The organism is Chelativorans composti, assembly GCF_039541695.1.
Taxonomy (GTDB): Bacteria; Pseudomonadota; Alphaproteobacteria; order Rhizobiales; family Rhizobiaceae; genus Chelativorans; species Chelativorans composti.
Genome location: NZ_BAABGS010000018.1, coordinates 39,066 through 59,819, shown reverse-complemented (window position 1 = coordinate 59,819; position 20,754 = coordinate 39,066). Strand labels below are relative to the sequence as shown.

General features: G+C 64.3%; 19 protein-coding genes. 9 read left to right on the top strand and 10 right to left on the bottom strand.

The window, feature by feature from the left end; translation table 11 throughout:
• The first annotated feature begins 51 nt into the window (after positions 1-51).
• On the top strand, positions 52-1,758 hold the full coding sequence (gene rpsA / locus ABD906_RS05675; RefSeq protein ID WP_165277234.1) for a 30S ribosomal protein S1: 1,707 nt from the start codon (positions 52-54) through the stop codon (positions 1,756-1,758).
• 249 nt (positions 1,759-2,007) lie between these two features.
• Entirely contained in the window at positions 2,008-3,231 is a 1,224-nt protein-coding gene (gene coaBC / locus ABD906_RS05670; protein WP_165277233.1) for a bifunctional phosphopantothenoylcysteine decarboxylase/phosphopantothenate--cysteine ligase CoaBC, read from the top strand.
• 36 nt (positions 3,232-3,267) lie between these two features.
• Here coaBC and rpe read toward each other — a convergent pair whose 3' ends face one another.
• Positions 3,268-3,951, bottom strand: a complete 684-nt coding sequence (rpe, locus tag ABD906_RS05665; RefSeq protein WP_165277232.1) for a ribulose-phosphate 3-epimerase — start codon at positions 3,949-3,951, stop codon at positions 3,268-3,270.
• 285 nt (positions 3,952-4,236) lie between these two features.
• On the opposite strand from rpe, the gene ABD906_RS05660 reads away from it, so the two are divergent.
• The 3 genes from ABD906_RS05660 to ABD906_RS05650 all read left to right on the top strand — a co-directional run bounded on the left by ABD906_RS05660 (position 4,237) and on the right by ABD906_RS05650 (position 5,968).
• Entirely contained in the window at positions 4,237-4,947 is a 711-nt protein-coding gene (locus ABD906_RS05660) for a DUF1045 domain-containing protein (protein ID WP_345098594.1), read from the top strand.
• A gap of 65 nt (positions 4,948-5,012) precedes the next feature.
• Positions 5,013-5,642: a phosphonate metabolism protein/1,5-bisphosphokinase (PRPP-forming) PhnN gene (phnN, locus tag ABD906_RS05655; RefSeq protein ID WP_165277230.1), complete on the top strand. Its 630-nt coding sequence runs from the start codon at positions 5,013-5,015 to the stop codon at positions 5,640-5,642.
• 128 nt (positions 5,643-5,770) lie between these two features.
• On the top strand, positions 5,771-5,968 hold the full coding sequence (locus tag ABD906_RS05650) for a CsbD family protein (RefSeq protein WP_165277229.1): 198 nt from the start codon (positions 5,771-5,773) through the stop codon (positions 5,966-5,968).
• Positions 5,969-6,193: 225 nt separating this feature from the next.
• Here ABD906_RS05650 and znuA read toward each other — a convergent pair whose 3' ends face one another.
• Positions 6,194-7,198, bottom strand: a complete 1,005-nt coding sequence (gene znuA / locus ABD906_RS05645) for a zinc ABC transporter substrate-binding protein ZnuA (protein WP_165277228.1) — start codon at positions 7,196-7,198, stop codon at positions 6,194-6,196.
• 83 nt (positions 7,199-7,281) lie between these two features.
• Here znuA and ABD906_RS05640 point away from each other — a divergent pair, with 83 nt between their 5' ends.
• From ABD906_RS05640 to ABD906_RS05630, 3 genes are read left to right on the top strand one after another with little or no spacing between them, the layout of a single operon-like run.
• Entirely contained in the window at positions 7,282-8,259 is a 978-nt protein-coding gene (locus tag ABD906_RS05640; RefSeq protein WP_345098593.1) for an ATP-binding cassette domain-containing protein, read from the top strand.
• Positions 8,259-9,065, top strand: coding sequence for a zinc ABC transporter permease subunit ZnuB (gene znuB / locus ABD906_RS05635; RefSeq protein WP_345098592.1), 807 nt, complete (start codon positions 8,259-8,261; stop codon positions 9,063-9,065). Before ABD906_RS05640 ends, znuB begins: the two co-directional genes overlap by 1 nt.
• Position 9,066: 1 nt before the next feature.
• The gene (locus ABD906_RS05630; protein ID WP_165277226.1) at positions 9,067-9,474 is read left to right on the top strand and encodes a transcriptional repressor; all 408 of its coding nucleotides are present in this window, start codon (positions 9,067-9,069) and stop codon (positions 9,472-9,474) included.
• Positions 9,475-9,702: 228 nt separating this feature from the next.
• Here the strand turns inward: ABD906_RS05630 and ABD906_RS05625 are convergent, their stop codons facing one another.
• Complete coding sequence (locus tag ABD906_RS05625; protein WP_165277225.1) at positions 9,703-10,671, bottom strand: NAD-dependent epimerase/dehydratase family protein; 969 nt, start codon at positions 10,669-10,671, stop codon at positions 9,703-9,705.
• Between the two features lie 227 nt (positions 10,672-10,898).
• Between ABD906_RS05625 and gyrB the strand changes: the two genes are divergently transcribed.
• Positions 10,899-13,346 (top strand): DNA topoisomerase (ATP-hydrolyzing) subunit B, encoded by a 2,448-nt coding sequence (gene gyrB / locus ABD906_RS05620; RefSeq protein ID WP_345098590.1) that lies wholly within the window; start codon positions 10,899-10,901, stop codon positions 13,344-13,346.
• A 61-nt stretch (positions 13,347-13,407) separates the two neighbouring features.
• Here gyrB and ABD906_RS05615 read toward each other — a convergent pair whose 3' ends face one another.
• The 7 genes from ABD906_RS05615 to ABD906_RS05585 form a co-directional block, all read right to left on the bottom strand.
• Positions 13,408-13,686 carry a DUF2335 domain-containing protein gene (locus tag ABD906_RS05615; protein ID WP_345098765.1) on the bottom strand — a complete coding sequence of 93 codons (279 nt, stop codon included), beginning with the start codon at positions 13,684-13,686 and terminating at the stop codon, positions 13,408-13,410.
• A gap of 556 nt (positions 13,687-14,242) precedes the next feature.
• A complete protein-coding gene (locus ABD906_RS05610; protein ID WP_165277222.1) occupies positions 14,243-15,469 on the bottom strand; it encodes an FAD-dependent oxidoreductase in 1,227 nt (408 codons plus the stop codon).
• 189 nt (positions 15,470-15,658) lie between these two features.
• Positions 15,659-16,516, bottom strand: coding sequence for a tetrahydrofolate dehydrogenase/cyclohydrolase catalytic domain-containing protein (locus ABD906_RS05605; protein ID WP_165277221.1), 858 nt, complete (start codon positions 16,514-16,516; stop codon positions 15,659-15,661).
• Entirely contained in the window at positions 16,516-17,673 is a 1,158-nt protein-coding gene (locus tag ABD906_RS05600) for a hypothetical protein (protein ID WP_345098589.1), read from the bottom strand. Before ABD906_RS05600 ends, ABD906_RS05605 begins: the two co-directional genes overlap by 1 nt.
• A gap of 77 nt (positions 17,674-17,750) precedes the next feature.
• Positions 17,751-18,608 (bottom strand): ABC transporter permease subunit, encoded by an 858-nt coding sequence (locus ABD906_RS05595; RefSeq protein WP_165277219.1) that lies wholly within the window; start codon positions 18,606-18,608, stop codon positions 17,751-17,753.
• A 5-nt stretch (positions 18,609-18,613) separates the two neighbouring features.
• Complete coding sequence (locus ABD906_RS05590) at positions 18,614-19,465, bottom strand: ABC transporter ATP-binding protein (protein ID WP_345098588.1); 852 nt, start codon at positions 19,463-19,465, stop codon at positions 18,614-18,616.
• Positions 19,443-20,711, bottom strand: a complete 1,269-nt coding sequence (locus ABD906_RS05585) for an FAD-dependent oxidoreductase (protein ID WP_165277218.1) — start codon at positions 20,709-20,711, stop codon at positions 19,443-19,445. The genes ABD906_RS05590 and ABD906_RS05585 overlap by 23 nt, the downstream gene beginning before the upstream one ends.
• Positions 20,712-20,754 lie beyond the last annotated feature (43 nt).

The following is a 20,754-nucleotide window of genomic DNA, read 5'->3' as shown; positions in this document are numbered from 1 at the left end:
GCAACACTAACCCACCGGCGCAAGCCTCAAGAGGCTGTTTCAGGAGTTTCAATGTCATCACTTAATCCGTCTCGCGACGAATTTGCGAGCCTTCTCGACGAGTCCTTCAGCGCCAGCGCCAACATCGAAGGAACCGTCGTCAAGGGCGTCATCACGGCCATCGAGAAGGACATGGCCATCATCGACGTCGGTCTCAAGGTTGAAGGCCGCGTTCCCCTCAAGGAGTTCGGCGCGAAGGCCAAGGACGGCCAGCTGAAGCCGGGCGACGAAGTCGAGGTGTATGTCGAGCGCATCGAGAACGCGCTTGGCGAAGCCGTGCTGAGCCGCGAGAAGGCTCGCCGCGAGGAGAGCTGGGCCCGTCTCGAGGAGAAGTTCCAGAAGGGCGAGCGCGTCGAAGGCATCATCTTCAACCAGGTCAAGGGCGGCTTCACCGTCGACCTCGAGGGCGCCATCGCCTTCCTGCCGCGCAGCCAGGTCGACATCCGTCCGATCCGCGACGTCGGCCCGCTCATGCACACGCCGCAGCCGTTCGAGATCCTCAAGATGGACAAGCGCCGCGGCAACATCGTCGTTTCGCGCCGCACCGTCCTCGAGGAGAGCCGCGCCGAGCAGCGCTCCGAGATCGTCCAGAACCTCGAAGAGGGCCAGGTGGTCGAGGGTGTGGTCAAGAACATCACCGACTACGGTGCGTTCGTTGACCTCGGCGGCATCGACGGCCTGCTCCATGTCACGGACATGGCGTGGAGGCGCGTGAACCATCCGACCGAGATCCTCAACATTGGCCAGACGGTGAAGGTGCAGATCATCCGCATCAACCAGGAGACGCACCGCATCTCGCTCGGCATGAAGCAGCTCGAAGCCGACCCGTGGGAAGGCATCGGCGCGAAGTACCCGCTGGGCAAGAAGGTCAAGGGCCGCGTCACCAACATCACCGACTACGGCGCGTTCGTCGAGCTGGAGCCGGGCATCGAGGGCCTCATCCACGTCTCCGAGATGTCCTGGACCAAGAAGAACGTCCATCCCGGCAAGATCCTGTCCACGACGCAGGAAGTCGAGGTCGTCGTTCTCGAGGTGGATCCGGTCAAGCGCCGCATCTCGCTGGGTCTCAAGCAGACGCTCGAGAATCCGTGGGAGGCTTTTGCCCGTAACCATCCGGTCGGCTCCGTCGTCGAGGGCGAGGTCAAGAACAAGACCGAGTTCGGCCTGTTCATCGGCCTCGAGGGCGACGTGGACGGCATGGTCCACCTGTCCGATCTCGACTGGAACCGTCCGGGCGAGCAGGTGATCGAGGAGTACAACCGCGGCGATATCGTCAAGGCCCAGGTGCTTGACGTTGACGTCGAGAAGGAGCGCATCTCCCTCGGCATCAAGCAGCTCACCCGTGACGCCATCGGCGAGGCCGCCGCTTCCGGCGAGCTGCGCAAGGGCGCCGTCGTGACCTGCGAAGTGACCGGCATCAAGGACAACGGCATCGATGTCCGTCTCGTCGACCACGACATCGAGACGTTCATCAAGCGCGCCGACCTGTCGCGCGACCGCGACGAGCAGCGCCCCGAGCGCTTCTCCGTCGGCCAGAAGGTCGATGCCCGCGTCACGGCCTTCGACAAGAAGACCCGCAAGCTGACGGTTTCGATCAAGGCTCTCGAGATCGCGGAAGAGAAGGAAGCTGTCGCGCAGTACGGTTCGTCCGACTCCGGCGCTTCGCTCGGCGACATTCTCGGCGCCGCCCTGCGCCAGAAGCAGGAGGAGCAGGAGTAAGTCCTGTTCCGAACCGGCAAGTTCGGCCCCGCGTGCTCCGGCACGCGGGGTTTTTTCTTGAGGGGTGTGCTCTGAGCAGCTCCGGACAGATAGAAAGCGGTTTTCCGTCCGGAACCGCGGAAGATACCGGTGACTGATGGGATCGGTGCGGGGCGGTGGCGTTGAATGGCCTTCAGCAACGGCCTTCTTTCCAATAAGACGGAAATCCGCCATAGGGGATCAGGACACTGCTCAGCCCGGGGAGAAGACATGCGCGGCGAGGGAAAACGTATCCTGCTGATCATCGGCGGCGGCATTGCCGCCTACAAATGCCTTGACCTCATCCGCAGGCTGCGCGAGCGCGGGTATTCGGTCCGCTGCGTCATGACGAAGGCCGCGCAGGAGTTCATCACGCCCCTTTCCGTCGGCGCGCTCTCCGCCGACCGGGTTTTCGCCGACCTGTTCGACCGGGAGGACGAACATGACGTCGGGCATATCCGGCTGTCGCGCGAGGCAGACCTTCTGGTGGTGGCGCCGGCGACGGCCGACCTCATGGGCAAGCTCGCCAACGGGCTTGCCGACGATCTCGCCTCCGCCGTGCTGCTCGCCACCGACAAGCCGGTGCTGATGGCCCCGGCCATGAACCCGCGGATGTGGGCGCATCCGGCGACAAGGCGCAACCGCGCGACCCTGGAGGGCGACGGTGTTCATTTCGTCGGGCCCAATTCGGGCGAAATGGCGGAGAGCGGCGAGGCGGGTGAAGGCCGCATGGCCGAACCGCTCGAAATCGTCGCCGCAGTGGAGGCGCTGCTTTCCCCCAAGGAACAGCCGCTCAAGGGGTGCAAGATCATTCTGACATCCGGTCCGACGCATGAGCCGATCGACCCCGTGCGCTATATCGCCAACCGGTCCTCGGGCAAGCAGGGGCACGCGCTGGCGGCGGCGCTGGCCGAGCTTGGCGCCGAGGTGCATCTCGTGTCCGGTCCGGTCACAATTCCCGATCCCAAGGGAGTGAAGACGTATCATGTCGAGACCGCGCGGGAGATGATGGCGCAGGTGGAGAAGCTGCTTCCGGCCGATGCGGGCGTGTTCGTGGCGGCGGTCGCCGACTGGAGGACCGACAGCGAAGCCACGCAGAAAATGAAGAAGGAGAAGGGACAGGCCGCGCCTACCCTCAAGCTGGTCGAGAACCCGGACATCCTCGCCACCGTCGGCCATCACGCGAAGCGGCCGAAGCTGGTGGTCGGCTTCGCTGCGGAGACCAATGACGTGATCGAGAACGCGCGCGGCAAGCTCGTCCGCAAGGGCGCGGACATGATCGTGGCGAACGACGTTTCGCACAGCAGCGGCATCGGCGAGCGCGGCGTCATGGGCGGCGACCGCAACCGCGTGCACCTTGTGACGGCGGCCGGCGTGGAGAGTCTCGAAGAGGCCAGCAAGGACGAGGTGGCCCGGCAGCTTGCCCGCAGGATTACGGAGATCCTGAAGCGGTAAGGGCAGCCGGGGCCGCCCCTCTCGTCGGAGATTTCGTCAGATGGCGGCCGCTTCAGCGGCGGCGCGGATTGCGGAAATGTTCGCGCGGTAGGACTCTTCGCTGTTGCCCTTGAAGACGGCAGAGCCGGCGACGAGGATGTTCGCGCCGGCGGCGGCCACATCGCCCGCATTGGCGGCGGTGACACCGCCATCGACCTCGATGTCGATGGGGCGGTCGCCCACCAGCGCGCGGACCTGGCGGATCTTCTCAAGCATTGCCGGGATGAAGGCCTGGCCGCCGAAGCCCGGATTGACCGTCATGATGAGGATGAGATCAACATCATCCAGAACGTGCTCGACGGCGGAGACGGGCGTAGCCGGGTTCAGCGAGACGCCAGCCTTGATGCCGAGATTGCGGATGGTCTGCAGAGAACGGTGCAGGTGCGGGCCTGCTTCCGCATGGACCGTGAGGACGTCGCAGCCGGCCTCGGCGAAGGCGGCGAGGTAGGGATCGGCCGGAGAAATCATCAGGTGGCAGTCGAACACCTTGTCGGTGCGGTTGCGGATGGACTTCACTACGGCCGGGCCGAAGGTGATGTTCGGGACGAAATGGCCGTCCATGACATCCAGGTGAATCCAGTCGGCTCCTGCCGCGGCGACCGTCTCGACCTCTTCGCCCAGGCGGGAGAAGTCTGCCGACAGAATGGAGGGCGCGATGGCGATCGGGCGTTTGGTGCTCATGGCTGCTCCAGCTCGTTCCTGATCCTGATTTATCCGGCCCGCATTGGGCGCGTTGACTGGGTACCCTGCGCGCATCCGCTCCAGCCGGTTCGGATACTCGGGGCGGGGAGGCAAACCGACTACTGACTCGATTATCAGTAGTCGAGATCCTATCTCGGGGAAGATACGATCAAGCGCCATGTTGCAGGCTTGGTGCCATTCAGGCAAGTTCCGGGACAACCCTCGGCGCCGTTCCAGTCAAGGTCACGTTGTCACACACGCCGGGCAAGGATGGAGAGACCGCCCATGCGATATGCGATCTATTTCACCCCACCCCGACACCACCCGCTGACGGCGACAGCAGAGCGGTGGCTGCAGCGCAGCGCTTTCGACGGGCCGGTCGCGTCGATCCACATCCCCGGATTTTCCGAAACGGAAGTGGCGCAGCTGACGGCGGAGCCACGGCGGTACGGGTTTCACGCGACGATCAAGGCGCCATTCCGGCTCGCCGGGGGCACGAGTGCGGAGGCGCTCGACGAGGAGCTTGCCAGTTTCGTCAGCGACCAGGAGCCGTTCGGGGTACGTCTCAAGGTCGGGCGGCACAACGGCACGCTTGCACTTGTGGCGGACGGCGCACAGCCCCCCGAGCTGGACCGTCTCGCCGGGGCAGTGGTGGAGCGGTTCGACCGCTTCCGGGCCCCGCTCACGCCGGCTGAAATCGCCCGGCGCGAGCCGGACAGGCTCACTCCATCGCAGCGGCGGAATCTGGATCGCTGGGGCTATCCGTATGTCTTCGAGGACTTTCGCTTCCACATGACGCTGACGGGCAAGATGCCGGAGGAGCAGCTGGACGCGATGCAAGCGGCGCTGGAGGAGATTTTCAATCCGGTGCTGCAGCAACCGGTCGAAATCGCCGCACTTGCCCTCTTCACGCAAAGGAGTATGGATTCCCCGTTCTTTGTGGAGCGTGTTCACGCCTTCGGGGCTGCCCGGCAGAGCGGTTTGGCGAGCATCTGAACACGCCTGGCAAACACGCCTGACGGAGCAAGACTGCTCCATGAGGCGTGAGGGGGGGCAGTCGAGTGAGTGTCATCGTTGCCGAGAGGAGTCCTTCCCCGGCAGGACTCATTGGTCCGGGCGCGGTCATTGCGGTTGCCGGCCCGTCCGGCGCGGGCAAGGATTCGGTCATGAAGGCCGCCCGCGAACGACTGGACCCCGCGCTGCCCGCAAGCTTCATCCGCCGCATCATCACGCGGCCAGCCGATGGCGATGCGGAAGACCATGACAGCGTGGACGCTGAAACCTTCCGGCGGATGAGCGCCGATGGGGCGTTTGCCATCCAGTGGGAAGCGCACGGGCTTCTCTACGGGTTGCCGGCCAGCATGGACAAGTTCGTGGCGTCGGGCGGTGTCGCGGTGGCCAATGTTTCGCGCGGCGTGATCCCGCAGCTACGCAGACGCTATGCGCATGTAGTGCCGGTCGTGGTCACGGCATCCGTGCCCGTACTGGCGGAGCGGCTCATGCGGCGGGGGCGCGAAAGCGCCGAAGCGGTCGGCGCGCGTCTCCGGCGGGCGGTGGCGCAGGATCTGCAGATCGCAGGTGCAGAGACGATCGTCAACGATGGTTCTTTGGAGGATGCAGCGGAGCAGTTCGCCGCCCTGATACTGAGGGTCTGCGAGGACGTTCGGGCAGAACGGTTCGCTATTCCGTGACACTCCGGCCAGGGGGTCTCGCGCGGATGAGTCCGTTGCGGTGATGCGCACGGATAATCATTTCCCGGAACCATCCGCCGAGGCTCGCGTTGTCAGGCCAGTCCCCCCCAAGAAAAGGAGATTGGCCGATGAACTGGAACCAGATCGAAGGCAACTGGGAGCAATTCAAGGGCAAGGTACAGAAGCAGTGGGGCAAGCTCACGAACGATGATCTTGATGTGATCAAGGGCAATCGCCGCGAGCTCGCCGGACGCCTGCAGAAACATTACGGCAAGGCGGAGGAAGAAATCGAGCGCGAGATCGACGACTGGTCCGGCCGCCTCTAGGACCGTCAAGCTGTAGGCTTCGCCTGGCCGCATCCTGAGCTTGTCGAAGGACGCAGTTAAGAGAAGCCACGGTCTCTGAAGCCCGCGCCGTTCGACCGGTCTAATCAGGTTGAGGGTGTCAGGGTGAGGGTCCGGTGACCGTCCGTGAAAGGGCCTGCGGCTCAACGAGCTGCAGGCCCTTTTCTTCGTCAGGTGGTGCCACAACGCGTCATGCGGGCAGTGGCATTAATTGGCCGCCGCACAGGCCCTGAAGGAGGCGGCGAGGGCCTGGATCAGCCGCGGGTAGAGGTCCGGTCCGTCCGCAAGGTCCGCGCCGAGGGGATCGAGAACGCCCGACTTCGCATCGGTTCCTTCAGTGACGACGCCAACGATCTTCGGTTCGAACTGCGGTTCAGCGAATACGCAGATAGCACCGCTTTCCGCGATCCGGTCGCGGATTTCCTTCACCCGCTGGGCGCTCGGTGGCGTCTCCGGATTGATGCTGATGCTTCCCGCCGCGTGCAGGCCGAAGCGGTCCTCGAAATAGTGATAGGCGTCGTGGAAGACGATGAACGGCTTGTCCGCCACAGGCGCCAGTTCATTGCGGACCGTTTCCATGAGGGAAGCCAGGCGTTCGTCCAGAGCTTGAGCATTGCGTGCGTAGACAGCGGCATTTTCCGGGTCTGCCTCCCCCAGGGTCGCGGCGATCTTCCTTGCCATCACCCGCGCATTTTCGGGATCGAGCCAGATGTGCATGTCCTTGCCGTGGGGCCGGTCCTGACCTTCGTGCGCGTGTTCATGCTCGTGGTCATGATCATGATCATGATCATGATCGTCGTGATCCTCGTCATCATGATCGTCTGCGTGGTCATCGTGGTTGTGGGCCTCGAAGGCACCGCCCTCACGCAAATCCAGAAGTGTCAGGCCCTCGGTTTCGGAGAGCGTGATGACACGCGCGTTGCGGGCGAGCGCATCGAGCGGCTTGCCGAGGAAGGTCTCCATGCCCTCGCCGACCCAGAAGACCACCTTCGCCTGTTCGAGCTTGCGCGCCTCCGAAGGACGCAGGGAATAGGTGTGGGGCGAGGAAGCGCCCTGAACGAGGAGCTCCGGCGAGCCGGTGTCACCCATCACCGCCGCGACCAAAGAATGCACCGGCTTGATGGAGGCGACGACACCATCCAGCGCCAGGGCAGGGCCGGACAGAAGAACGGACGCTGCAAACAGCGGAGCAGCGAGGGAGGATCTGGTCATGTCAATAGTCCTGAACGTTATAATATTACGAATCGTTGCGTTATGCTATAACGTATGGCGTAGCGGCAGCGCAAGAGAGCGAGATGGCCATGAACGAAGTCCAGATAATGGCGACGGGTGCAAACGCAGTTCCGGCCGCAGCGCAAGGCGAAGGCGCAGCCTCTGGAAGGGCCGGAGGCGCCGGATCGGATATTCTGGTGGAGCTTGTTGACGCCGGCATCCGGCGCAACGGGCGGTGGCTCGTGCGGGGTGTCGATCTCACCGTGCGGCGTGGCGAGATCGTCACGCTGATCGGGCCGAACGGTTCCGGCAAGAGCACGACGGTCAAGATGGCGCTCGGCATCTGGAAGCCGGATGAAGGCACGGTTCGCTCGAAGCCGTCGCTGCGCGTGGGCTACGTGCCGCAGAAGGTGGCCGTGGACTGGACGCTGCCGCTGACAGTGGAGCGGCTGATGACGCTCACGGGCAAACTGCCTGAGCAGCGCATCCGCGAGGCGATGGCCGCCGCGGGGATCGAACACCGGGCCAAGGCCGAGGTGCAGACGCTTTCCGGCGGCGAGTTTCAGCGGGCGCTGCTGGCGCGGGCGCTGGCACGGAATCCGGAGCTCCTGGTACTGGACGAGCCCGTGCAGGGCGTGGACTTCACCGGCGAGATCGCCATCTACCAGCTCATCCGTGAGATCCGCGACCGGACGGGATGCGGCGTTCTCCTCATTTCGCACGATCTTCATGTGGTGATGGCGCAGACCGACACGGTCGTGTGCCTCAACGGACATGTCTGCTGCCGGGGTGCGCCCGCGCAGGTGCTTGAAAGCCCCGAATATGTGCGCCTGTTCGGTGCGCGCGCGGCGGAGACGCTCGCCATCTACAGACACCACCACGATCACACGCATCTGGCCGACGGCCGTGTGCAGCTCGCGGACGGCACGATTACCGACAGCTGCGGTCACGACCATCATCATCACCATGACCATGACCACGATCATGGCCATCATCATGACCACCACGGGCATGACCATATGACCGCCGAAGATATCCGGCGCGCGAAAGGAAACGCGTGATGCTGGACGACTTCTTTACCCGCGCCATCATCGCAGGCGTCGGCATTGCGCTGGCCGCCGGACCGCTCGGCTGTTTCGTGGTGTGGCGGCGGATGGCGTATTTCGGCGACACGATGGCCCATTCGGCGCTGCTCGGCGTGGCTTTCGCGTTCCTCTTCCAGATCAACCTGGTGGCCGGCGTTTTCGTCGTGGCAGGGCTGGCTTCGCTGGTGCTCATCCTGCTGCAGAGGCAGGAGGCACTGTCCACCGACGCGCTGCTGGGCATCCTGTCGCACTCGACGCTGGCCATCGGGCTGGTCATGGTTGCCTTCATGACCAATGTGCGGTTTGATCTCATGGGCTTTCTGTTCGGCGACATCCTTGCGGTTTCGGCAACGGATATCGCGCTGATCTGGGGAGGTGGCGCCGTCGTGCTCGGCGTTCTGGCGTATCTGTGGCGGCCGCTGCTGGCGGCAACGGTCAATCCCGACATCGCAGAGGCGGAGGGGCTTCGCCCCGAGCGCGCCCGCATCCTGTTCATGCTGCTGATGGCGGCGGTGATCGCCATCGCCATGAAGATCGTGGGCATCATGCTGATCACTTCGCTGCTGATCATCCCCGCAGCGACGGCGCGGCGACTTTCCGCCACCCCTGAGATGATGGCTGCCGTTGCGTCGGTCGCGGGTGCGGTGGCGGTGGTCGGCGGCCTCACCGCATCGCTGCGGTTCGACACGCCGTCCGGTCCTTCAATCGTTGTGGCAGCTCTGGCGCTCTTCCTGCTGAGCCTCGTTCGGCTGCCGTGGCGTGCAAAGCGTGGAGCAATGTGAGATGGCAGGTACGGCTCACCCGGAGTTGACGCGAAACCAGGCGCTGGTGCTCAAGGCGCTCGACAGCGCCGAGGGGCCGTTGGGCGCCTATGCGATCCTCGACCGGCTGCGCGACAAGGGGTTTCGCGCGCCGCTTCAGGTCTACCGGGCGCTCGACAAGCTGCTGGAATTCGGCCTTGTGCACCGGCTCGAGAGCATCAATGCCTTCGTTGCCTGCGCGCACCCGGAATGCCACGCCCATGCGACCATCGCCTTCGCCATCTGCGACAAGTGCGGGAGGGTGTCCGAATTCGGCGATGAGGATGTGGAGGACCGTCTCGGCACCTGGGCAAAGGAGCACAAGTTCAAGCCGACCAAGACCACCATCGAGATCCGCGGCTTTTGCGAGAAGTGCGCCAGCGAAGGGTAACGGCTGGCGTCACCATGGTGAGCCCGTCGGACCAGGCGGCCGCGGGCTTTTCTTCGATAGTCTCACACTCCTGACCCCTTTTTCCGCAAGCCCACCATGAAGGCGGGCTTGCCGCATACCCTCGGATAAGCCCATGCCTCGACAAGCTCGGCATGAGGGAGGACGGAGGGAAACGAAAATGGGCGCCAGCAGCGCCCATTCAAGTTCCTGTTTTCCGAATTCCGCCAATCAGGCCTGAGGCTGGGTGAACTGGCCGGCCGGGCGGTAGGACCAGAGATAGGTGGGCAGGATCGCATGGATCGAGTGGCGGGCGATGCCCATGGCTTCCAGCGTCCGGCCCTCCTGGCGGGCCTGCTCGGAGACGATGTTGTCGACGGTGAGCATGTTCACCTGGTCCACCGTCAGCAGCGGCTTCGGCAGAAGGCCGAGGAAGCGCGCCTGCAGGCGGGCGAGCCACCACGGGATCGAGACCAGCGGGCGCTTGCGGTCGATGATCTCCAGCATTTCTTCCATGCACTCGCGGAAGGTGAAGACATGCGGGCCACCGAGTTCGTAGATTCCCGGCGCCAGCTCGCCATCCACCGACTTCGCGAAGGCCTCGGCCACATCGCCCGCATAGACGGGCTGCAGCTTCGTATGGCCGCCGCCGATCAGCGGCAGGAAGGGCGAAAAACGCGTCATGCTGGCGAAGCGGTTGAAGAAGTGGTCATCCGGCCCGAAGACGATGGATGGGCGCATGATCACCGCATCCGGCACCGCCTTCAGGACCTCGGCTTCGCCCATTGCCTTCGAGCGGCCGTAACCGGCCGGAGACCTCGGATCCGCGCCAATGGCGGAGGTGTGAGTGAGCTTCGCACCTGCTGCCGCGGCGGCTTCCGCGACGGCGCGGGCGCCAGCCACGTGGATGGAGCCGTAGTTCTGGCGGCCCGACTCGTAGAGGATGCCGACAAGGTTGATGACATGATCGGCACCCGCCACAGCCCGGTCGATCGACCAGCGGTACCGCAGATTGGCCTGTACCGGCTGCACCTGGCCCATGTTGCCGAGCGTCTGCACGCGATTGGCCTTGTGGGGATCGCGGCAGGCGACACGAACACGATGACCCCGGCGGGCAAGCGCCTGCACGACATAGCGTCCAAGGAAGCCGCTACCGCCGAAAACCGTTACAAGTTTGGGTTTATCGCTGATCATGGCCATGGATTTCTCGAGGTGAGCTCAACACAATTCCGTTGCTGCTTCTTAATCCCTTTCGGCGCAAAGGCAAAGGGTGGAAGTGCCGCGAAATTTTGCCCTTCCTCCCCAACAGTTTGGCCCGCGCAACTGGAAAAATGTGTTGAAATGCCTATATCTTAGACAATTGAAGGCCCTTGATTCGCCGCATTCCTGCGATCCTTTTGCGAAGCCTCCTTGACCGAAAGCAGTTCATGAACGACACCCCCGAAACGAAGCGCGGCGCGACCGCCGAATATGGTGCTGAATCAATCCGAGTGCTGAAGGGGCTGGATGCAGTCCGCAAGCGCCCCGGCATGTACATCGGCGACACCGATGACGGCTCGGGTCTCCACCACATGGTGTATGAGGTGGTCGATAATGCGATCGACGAGGCTCTCGCGGGCTATGCGTCACGCGTGACGGTCACGCTCAACCCTGACGGTTCCTGCACGGTCACGGACAACGGCCGCGGCATTCCGACGGACATTCACAAGGAGGAGGGCGTTTCGGCGGCTGAGGTGATCATGACCCAGCTGCATGCGGGCGGCAAGTTCGACCAGAATTCCTATAAGGTTTCCGGCGGCCTGCACGGCGTGGGTGTGTCGGTGGTGAACGCGCTGTCGACCTGGCTCAAGCTCAAGATCCGCCGCGGCGGCAAGATCCACGAGATGAGCTTCACGCACGGCGTGCCGGACGCACCGCTGGCGGTGACCGGCGAGTGCGGCGACGAGACGGGCACGGAGGTGACCTTCCTGCCTTCGCCCGAGACCTTCACCATGACCGAGTTCAGCTTCGAGACGCTGGAGCGGCGCCTGCGCGAGCTCGCGTTCCTGAACTCGGGCGTGCACATCACGCTGACGGACAACCGCCATGCCGATCCCAAGGTGGTGGAATTTCACTACACGGGCGGCATCGTCGAGTTCGTGAAATATCTCGACCGCGCCAAGAAGCCGCTGATCGCGGAGCCGATTTCCATCGTCGCGGAGCGCGACGGCATCGGTGTCGAGGTGGCGATGTGGTGGAACGATTCCTACCACGAGACGGTGTTAGCCTTCACCAACAACATCCCGCAGCGGGATGGCGGTACGCATCTCGCCGGCTTCCGCGCGGCGCTGACGCGCCAGGTGACGTCCTACGGCGAGACCTCCGGCCTCACCAAGAAGGAGAAGGTCACGGTCACCGGCGACGACTGCCGCGAGGGCCTGACGGCGGTGCTGTCGGTCAAGGTGCCGGATCCCAAGTTCTCCTCGCAGACGAAGGACAAGCTGGTTTCGTCCGAGGTGCGTCCGGTCGTGGAAAGCCTGGTCAACGAGGCGCTGTCGACCTGGTTCGAGGAGCATCCGGCCGAGGCGCGGGTGCTGGTCGCGAAGGTGGTGGAAGCCGCCGCCGCACGCGAGGCTGCGCGCAAGGCGCGCGAGCTCACCCGCCGCAAGGGGGCGCTCGACATCGCGTCGCTGCCCGGCAAGCTCGCCGACTGCCAGGAGCGCGATCCGGCCAAGTCGGAGCTCTTCATCGTCGAGGGTGACTCGGCAGGCGGTTCGGCCAAGGCCGGACGGTCACGCAAGAACCAGGCGATCCTGCCGCTGCGCGGCAAGATCCTGAACGTCGAGCGCGCGCGCTTCGACCGCATGCTCTCGTCGGACATGATCGGCACGCTGATCACGGCGCTCGGCACCGGCATCGGCAAGGACGAGTTCAACATCGACAAGCTGCGCTACCACAAGATCATCATCATGAGCGATGCCGACGTGGACGGCGCGCACATCCGAACCCTGCTGCTGACGTTCTTCTTCCGGCAGATGCCGGAGATCATCGAGCGCGGGCACCTCTATATCGCCCAGCCGCCGCTCTACAAGGTGACGCGGGGCAAGTCGTCCCAGTACATCAAGAACGAGGCGGCGTTCGAGGAATTCCTGATCGACACCGGTCTGCAGGACGCGAGGCTGGAGCTGCCGAACGGCGAGGTTCGCGCCGCCGGCGACCTGCGCCAGATCATCGAGGAAGCCCGCACGCTGCGGACGCTCATCAACGGCTTGCACACGCGCTACAACCGTTCGGTGGTGGAGCAGGCAGCGATTGCCGGAGCGCTCAACGCCGACGTGCTCAAGGATCCGGAGAAGGCTCAGGCGGCCGCCGAATATGTCGCGCGCCGGCTGGACCTCATCTCCGAGGAGACAGAGCGCGGCTGGAAGGGCACCGTGAACCCCGACTTGGAGGGTGGCGGTGGCTACATGTTCGAGCGCACGGTGCGCGGCGTGCGCGACGTCGTCATGCTGGATGCGGCGCTGATCAATTCGGCCGATGCGCGGGCGATCGACCGCTTCACTCCGAAGCTGCAGGAAGTGTTCGAGAAGCCGCCGGTCCTGCGCCGCAGCGACAAGACGGAACAGGTCAACGGTCCGCTGTCGCTGCTGGATGCCGTGTTCGCGGCTGGCCGAAAGGGCCTCACCGTTCAGCGCTACAAGGGTCTGGGCGAGATGAACGCCGAGCAGCTGTGGGAGACGACGCTCGACCCGAACGCGCGCTCGCTGCTGCAGGTGAAGATCACCGACGCGACCGATGCCGACGCGCTGTTCGCCCGCCTGATGGGCGACGAGGTCGAGCCACGCCGCGAGTTCATCCAGGAAAACGCCCTGTCGGTGGCAAACCTGGACGTGTAACGGCTTTAGCCGGTACGGGATGCGCAGAGGGCCGCCTGAAGTATTCCGGCGGCCTTTTTGTTCATGAGCGACCGTTATGATTGCCCCAGATCAGAGCTGCCGCGCCGCTCAGCATGCCGCTGGTGAGGAGCATTCCTGCGAGGATATTGTTGCCTGACATGCCCGCCCAGACCGCAAGTCCAATCAGGATCAGGAGAACGGAAGCGCCGAGGATCATTCCGGCCCTCGCTTCCCAGATGGATGCGCGAATGATCGCTTCCTCCATCTTCCGATTGTGGTCCTGAGCCTTTTCGGCCATCTGGATGATGCGCTCTGCCGACCCGGGACGATCTCCTCGTATGCTCTGAGGTGCTTCGGATGAGCAATGGGGCCGCTAAACTGTTCCGACATCAGGAACATTACGCGAGAGATAACCTGTTCTCGCGACTGGCAATGAGGGGGCCGATTTGCTTTTCCAGTTGGGCGCGCAAGTTTGCGCCCGATGTGTCATCGGGATTTGATACGCCGTCCTGCGCGCGGGACTTTGATCCCGGTCTCTTGCTCAATTGTCCGCCCCTGCTCTTGAGTTGCCCTGGCAAGCGCGTGGCCTACATCCGACCACGCTTTCGCGACGCTGGCGGAGTAGGTCTTGGGACGGTCAATTCGTGGAGGCATGAAGAAAAGGAACGGCGCACTCAGACCCTGGCGAAAACCTCTCTTAAAGGAAGCCGAAATCAGCGATTTCTTCTCACGCCCAGCTTTCATGGTCCGATTCACCGCTATTCCCCCTAACCCCTATTGCGACCTCCTCAATCATCCCCCCGATCGCACCTCAACAATACATACATTGGCAATCGAGGGGACAACTTTGGCTATCTCCATGCAATTGCCGACAAACTACATGGATGAACCGGCTGTCAGCTGCTCTTCACCGCCTTCATCAACGGAACGCCGGCATCGGCGGCGAGCGACAGGTCGAGGAACGCGCCCTCGGCGATGAGGCGGCGCGCGGCCATGTGGTCGGCCGCGCGATTGACCGAGAAGACCGCGACCAGCTTGCCGTCGATGGTCTCGATCACCGAGAAGGCGTTCGCGTCGGGATCGCCGCGGAGCGTCTGCACCGCGTCCGGGCGTGAGAGACCCGCCATCTGGACCTTGAGGTCGTACTGGTCGGTCCAGAACCAGGGCGTGACGGGAGCCGGGGCCGGCTGCCCGAGGATGTGAGCGGCGATTGCCTTGGCCTGGTCGACCGCGTTCTGGACGGATTCGAGCCGCATGGGCTCGCTCGCCAGCAGGTTGGGCGCGGCAGCGACGTCACCGAGGGCGTAGACGTTCCCGATGGAAGTGCGGCCGAACTCATCCACCTCGATACCACCGGCGGCCAGTTTCAGGCCGAGGGGCGCGGCCAGGGTGAGCTCCGCCTCGCCGCCAATGCCAACAAGGGCCATGTCGGCCGGGATGCGCGTGCCGTCTGCGAGCCGGATAGCGCGGAGCCTGCCGCTTTCGCCCTCGAACTCGGCGAAATGGGCATTGAAATGGAAGCGGACGTTGTGCGCGGCGTGGTAGGCGCGGATGAAGTCGCCTACGGTGGCCGGGAGCGATCGCATCAGCAGCTTTTCGCGGGCTTCGATCACGGTCACGGTCTTGCCGAGCTTGGCGGCGGTCGAAGCGAACTCGAGGCCGATGAAGCCACCGCCGACGATGACGATGTCCTGCGCCTCAGCCATGGCTTCCTTGAGGGCGTGCACATCGGACAGCGTGCGCAGGGTGAAGATGCCCCGCAGGTCATGGCCCGGCGCCTTGAGCAGCCGGGGCCGCGACCCTGTCGCGATCACAAGTTTGCTGAAGGCCTGCTCTCCGGAGCGGGCGCGGACCCGGCCAGCGGCGAGATCGATCGCCTCGACCGGATCGGCCAGGCGCAGGTCGACGCGATGGTCCTCATAGAAGGCGGGGCCTTTCAGCAGGATCTGGTCGAGGTCCTTCTCTCCCGCGAGATAGGCCTTTGAGAGCGGCGGGCGGTGATAGGGGAGGACGTTTTCGGCCGAAAAGAGGATGATCTCCTCCTCAAAACCCAACTGGCGCAGCGATGCCGCGACCTGAACGCCTCCGTGCGAGGCTCCGATGATGACGACTGGTGCGCTCAAGATCGATGCTCCGGTAATTCCTGACTGATGGTGTGCCAATCTCCGCTGGCGTGGCCGCGAAGTTGGTCCATTTCATGTCCGGCCGCTGCCAAATCCTGCGCATAGCATATCGCGTGAGGCTTGCGCGCAAGAGTTCCCTGCGGACTTGTTGGGGCGCGAGGGAAAGGCATCGGCTTGTCTCCGATCCGGTCAACGTCCGCTGGCGAGCTGCAGCAGATTGGCCAGCAGGAAGGCGCGGGTGAGCGCACCGACGGAGCCATGGCGTGGTGTCTTCCAGCCAGCGACCGCTGCGACGTCATCGGCGATGTCCGAGACCAACTGCCCGTCTGCATCATAGGTGATGCCAACGCCGACCACGGCGGCGCCAGGCTTCACCATGTCCCTGGTGACGAGGTCGGGAACACCGGCGGCGGAGATGATCACGTCCGACTGGCGGGCAAGCTCGGCCAGGTCGGGCGTGCGGCGATGGGCGAGGGTTACTGTTGCATCTACCCCGCGCAGCGAGAGCAGCATGGCGAGGGGCCGGCCCACCAGCGTGCCACGGCCGATGACGAGCACGCGCTTGCCTGAAAGCCGGATATCCCAGGATTCGAGCAGGGCGAGAACGCCGGCGGGTGTGCAGGGCAGAACCGTCGGGGTTCCCGCAAGAAGGCGGCCGAGATTGTAGGGGTGCAATCCGTCGATGTCCTTGGTGGGCAGGATGGACGAAGCCGCCTCGCCCTCATCGAGACCCTCCGGAAGGGGGAACTGCACCAGAAAGCCGTGGACGGCAGGGTCGTCGTTCAGGCGCCGGATGACGCTCAGGAGCTCGGTGCGGGATGTATTCGCGGGAAGGTTGAGCTCGCGGGATTCGATGCCGACCTCGCGGCAGTCCGCATGCTTGCGTGCGACATAGGCGCGGCTCGCGGGATTGTCACCCACCAGCACGGTGGCGAGGGTGGGGACGATGCCCGCGTCTCTCAGCGCGCGCGCCTCGTTCGCCAGCTCGCCGCGGATGCGGCGAGCCAGATCGTCACCATCGAGAACGATGGCAGTCCTTCCGGTCATCAGTTCCTGAATCCGATGCTGGGGTCGATGAAGCGGTTCGTGACCACGTCCTCGGGCTTCACGTCCGGATTGGCCCGCTCGTCGAGCCAAGGTTTGACGATCTCGTACATCTTCAGGACGCGATCCATGTCGAAGGCACCTACCGCACCGGATGGGCTGTTGGCGACGATGCCTGCCTCCTTCATGGTGTTCGAGGCGTATTCCATCAGGTCCATCGGCGTTTTCCACCAGCTGGTGGCGTGCCCGGCCTCGTTGAACTCGTAGATCAGCTGGTTCACTTCGCGCGGATCATTGATGTAATCGACATAGGCCTGCTGGATGATCGGTACGAGCTTCTCGAGGCAGGGGGCGAGTTCCTCCAGCCGGTTGGTCGCCACCGCAAGCATACCGGTATAGTTGTCGTAACCGAGTTCGCCGACGGTCACCGCGTCGATCGGCTTGCTCCAGTTCATGCCGGTGGAGAACTTGTAGGGCTCGCTGGTGATGAAGCCCTGGTTCAGCCAGGTGCCGTTGCTGGTGACGAAGTTCTCGCCGTCGCCCCGGTAGCCCTCGATGAAGACCTCTTTCGGAACGCCGGATTCGACCAGCCAGAGGCCGAAGGTGCGCTGGATGGTCGAGACATAGATCATGCCCTTGCCGGAGGCGGCGAAGGCCTTGAGATCGTCGATGCTGTGGAAGCCTTCGGGATAGGTGCCACGATCCCACCACAGACCCTGCGGGGCCTTTTCCAGCGGGGTGACGACGCCGACCACGGGGAAGCGCTTCGAAAAGATGACGGCGCCGTCGAGCTCCTGGAAGCCGAGGTGCGGAACGACGCCGGCTTTGGAATTGCCGTTGTAGAGAGCGGAATAGGCGGTTTCGCCATCGCCCAGGCCGATGCCGCCGCCGCCCTCAAGAATGGTGAGGGTGATGCCGGTGCTGCCCAGCGGGCCCGAGTACTGGCCGCTCGACATTTCGCCGCCGGCGCCGATCATCTGGTAAAGCCCGCCGTGCTCGGCCTGGGCCAGCCAGTCCTTCTGGATGTAGAAGGGGCTCGGGCAGACGTCGGCAAGCGGCGTGGTGTAGTGCTCACGGGCGAACGCGCCGGGCTCGGGCTGCTGGGCGAGCGCCGGAGACGCTGCGACTGCCGCCAGCAATGCCAGTTTCAGGTGTTTCATGGTTCCCTCTCGAGGTTCGGATTGGAGTTGACAGGGTTTCTTGTCATTTCTGCCAGGACGGTTGCGCCGCATGGCGCTCAGCCCTGCTTTCCTCCCGATTCGTGCCACTCGGAGAACAGGTAGTTTCCGAGCCAGCTGAAGAAGAGATAGACCGACACCGACAGCACCGTCGAAGCGATGAGCGCCGCATACATCTGTTCATACTTGAAGTCGATCTTCGAGTTGATGATCATCTGACCGAGACCACCCTTGCCGGCAAGGAAGAAGAGCTCGGAGACGATGGCGCCGACGACGGCCATGCTCGCCGAAATGCGCAGTCCGGCGAAAAGGGCCGGGGCCGAGGACGGCAGGGCGCATTTCCAGAGGGTGGTCCACCAGCTCGCGTTCTGAAGCTTGAAGAGATCCAGCGCGCCGCGGTCAACGCTCTTCAGGCCGAGCAGGAAAGTCGTCGGAATGGCGAAGAAGGTCATCTTGGCGACGATCAGCACCTTCGGCAGGAAGCCGAAGCCGAGCGCCGTCTGGATGAGGGGAATGACCGCCAGCATGGGGATGGCCTGAAGGGCCACGATGTTGGGCAGCAGGCCGCGCTCCAGGATGAAGTAGCGGTACATGACGAGGCCGGTGAGCATGCCGAGCGGAATGGAAATGGCGAGGCCGGAAAGCGCGATGGAGATCGTCACCAGCGAGCGGCTGCCAAGCTCTGCCCAAACCTGCGGCAGCGAAAAGGCGTTGGCCCAGAGTTCGTAGCCGCTCGGCATCAGGAACTGACGATGGGGCTCCAGCTGGGCGCGCACCCAGGCGTAGAGCAGGATCAGAAGTCCAGCCACCACCAGGGGCGGCAGCACCCTGAGGATCGCCCGGGTGAGGGGCCCCTGCGGTTTCGGGAGAGGGACCGGCTGGTAAAGCTGCACGGACATGTTGGTCGTGTCGGTCATGGCGGTTAGCCCTCGATGGCCTGGCGCAGGGAGATGGAAATTTCTCCGCAGAGGGCGGAGAAGGCGGCGTCATAGCGAAGCTCGGGCGAGCGTGGAAAGCCGAACGGAACGTCGAAGGTCTTCAGAATGCGGCCGGGGCGGCGGGACATGACGACCACCTTCGACGACATGTAGACGGCCTCCGGGATCGAGTGGGTGATGAAGAGGCCGGTGAAGCCCTTGCGCACGTAGAGCGAGATGAGCTCGTCATTGAGACGCTCGCGAGTGATTTCGTCGAGCGCTCCGAAGGGTTCGTCGAACATGAAGACGCTCGGGTTCAAGGCGAGCGAGCGGGCGAGCGAGGCGCGCATCTTCATGCCGCCGGACAGGCGCTTCGGGTAGTGGTTCTCGAAGCCCGAGAGGCCGACGAGGGCAATCTGCTCCATCGCGATGCGGCGGCGCTCCGCGGCGGGATAGCCGCGCAGCTCCATCAGCAACTCGACATTGCCGAGCACCTTACGCCAGGGCAGCAGCGTGGCATCCTGGAAGGTGTAGCCCAGATTGTTGCGGTCGACGGATACGGTGCCCGAGGTTTGGGGAACGAGGCCGGAGGCGATCTTGAGGAGCGTGGACTTGCCGCAACCCGAGGGGCCGACGACGGAGACGAATTCGCCCTGCCGGATATGGAGAGTCACGTTTTCGAGGGCGATCGTGCCGTCGGGGAACTGCATCCCGACATTGTCGAAGGCCAGGGCGACCGGCCGTTCGGCGGCACGGTTGTCGGTACCCTGACCAGAGGTTCCCTGGGCAGACAGCGCGGCTGGCTGGTTTTCCATCTGGGCCTGTTCCCCTTTCTTATCGATGGCTGGCGACGCCATTCCGGAACCTCCCAACCGAGAACGGCGACAGATCTATGGTAGCGGGTTTTCCCGCGACGAGTCTCGCAATCTGGCGGCCCGTGGGCGCGCCGGAGCAGATTCCCACGTGCTGGTGCCCGAAGGCGAAGAAGACGTTGCCGAAGCGCGGCGACCGGTCGATCACCGGCAGGCTGTCCGGCAGGCAGGGGCGGTGGCCCATCCATTTCGACGGCGAGGCCGTGTTCAGGTCCGGAAACATCTGTTTGGCGATCTCGGCCAGCCGGTCGGCGCGGGCATAGTTCGGTGCGGCCTTGAGGCCGGCGAGTTCGACGGTGCCGGCGATCCTGAGGCCGGGCTGCATCGGGTTCACGAACACGCTGCGCCTGTTCCACATCACCGTGCGGCGGACCTCGATCTGCGGGTCGGGGAAGGTGACGTGGTAGCCGCGCTGGGTCTCGAGCGGCACGGATGCGCCGAGCTTGCGCGCAAGCCTTCCGGACCAGGCACCGGCGGCGAGGACGAGCCGGTCGACGGGGAGGCGGCCGGCGCTGGTGATGAGGGCCGCCGGGCCTTCAGGACCGATCTCGACGTCATGAACCTCCGCCTCAAGGATCTCGCCGCCGTACATCCGGACGCGGTTCGCGATGGCGCGGACGAGCTGGTAGGGATCGACCGTGCGGCCGTTCTCAGGTGCGAAGATGCCGAGCTGGAAGTGGCGCGAGAGGGCCGGTTCGAGCTGGAAGATCTCGCTGCCGCCGATCTCCTGCATCTCGGCGCCGAGACGGCGGCGCAGATCGATGGTCCAGCGCGCGGCCTCAAGCTCCGCGCGGGACTCATAGACGTAAAGGCAGCCGTCCCGGCGGATGAGATTGCCGAACTCGCCATGGTCGAGGATGGCGGCATAGTCGTCGAAGACCGATACCATCAGGCTGCGCATGGCAGCGGCGACGCGCCCGGCCTCGGCACGGTTCGCGTGGCTGAGGAAGCGGATCAGCCAAGGCGTGACAATGGGCAGGTAGGACCAGCGGATGGTGAGCGGCCCCAACGGGTCCATCAGCCAGGACGGAACCTTGCGTAGCATGCCGGGGAGCGCAACGGGCATGACGGCGCTGGGGGATACGGAGCCGGCATTGCCGAAAGACGTGCCCCGGCCGGGTTCCTGATGGTCGATTACCGTCACGGCGAAGCCTTCCTGCTGCAGAAAGGCAGCCGCGCAGATGCCGACGATGCCAGCACCGATCACGGTCACGTGCCGCTTGTCACTCATACCTGCAACTCCGCTTTCCCCTCTTGCCGGAGCCTGCCGCGCC

What these genes read in the sequence shown, in the direction of transcription:
- ABD906_RS05630 (WP_165277226.1), top strand. Translation starts at nt 9,067, where the DNA reads ATGGCAGGTACGGCTCACCCGGAGTTGACGCGAAACCAGGCGCTGGTG.
- ABD906_RS05585 (WP_165277218.1), bottom strand. Translation starts at nt 20,711, where the DNA reads ATGAGTGACAAGCGGCACGTGACCGTGATCGGTGCTGGCATCGTCGGC.
- ABD906_RS05650 (WP_165277229.1), top strand. Translation starts at nt 5,771, where the DNA reads ATGAACTGGAACCAGATCGAAGGCAACTGGGAGCAATTCAAGGGCAAG.
- gyrB (WP_345098590.1), top strand. Translation starts at nt 10,899, where the DNA reads ATGAACGACACCCCCGAAACGAAGCGCGGCGCGACCGCCGAATATGGT.
- znuB (WP_345098592.1), top strand. Translation starts at nt 8,259, where the DNA reads ATGCTGGACGACTTCTTTACCCGCGCCATCATCGCAGGCGTCGGCATT.
- ABD906_RS05600 (WP_345098589.1), bottom strand. Translation starts at nt 17,673, where the DNA reads ATGAAACACCTGAAACTGGCATTGCTGGCGGCAGTCGCAGCGTCTCCG.
- ABD906_RS05595 (WP_165277219.1), bottom strand. Translation starts at nt 18,608, where the DNA reads ATGACCGACACGACCAACATGTCCGTGCAGCTTTACCAGCCGGTCCCT.
- znuA (WP_165277228.1), bottom strand. Translation starts at nt 7,198, where the DNA reads ATGACCAGATCCTCCCTCGCTGCTCCGCTGTTTGCAGCGTCCGTTCTT.
- rpsA (WP_165277234.1), top strand. Translation starts at nt 52, where the DNA reads ATGTCATCACTTAATCCGTCTCGCGACGAATTTGCGAGCCTTCTCGAC.
- ABD906_RS05625 (WP_165277225.1), bottom strand. Translation starts at nt 10,671, where the DNA reads ATGGCCATGATCAGCGATAAACCCAAACTTGTAACGGTTTTCGGCGGT.
- ABD906_RS05640 (WP_345098593.1), top strand. Translation starts at nt 7,282, where the DNA reads ATGGCCATGAACGAAGTCCAGATAATGGCGACGGGTGCAAACGCAGTT.
- ABD906_RS05605 (WP_165277221.1), bottom strand. Translation starts at nt 16,516, where the DNA reads ATGACCGGAAGGACTGCCATCGTTCTCGATGGTGACGATCTGGCTCGC.
- ABD906_RS05660 (WP_345098594.1), top strand. Translation starts at nt 4,237, where the DNA reads ATGCGATATGCGATCTATTTCACCCCACCCCGACACCACCCGCTGACG.
- coaBC (WP_165277233.1), top strand. Translation starts at nt 2,008, where the DNA reads ATGCGCGGCGAGGGAAAACGTATCCTGCTGATCATCGGCGGCGGCATT.
- rpe (WP_165277232.1), bottom strand. Translation starts at nt 3,951, where the DNA reads ATGAGCACCAAACGCCCGATCGCCATCGCGCCCTCCATTCTGTCGGCA.
- ABD906_RS05590 (WP_345098588.1), bottom strand. Translation starts at nt 19,465, where the DNA reads ATGGCGTCGCCAGCCATCGATAAGAAAGGGGAACAGGCCCAGATGGAA.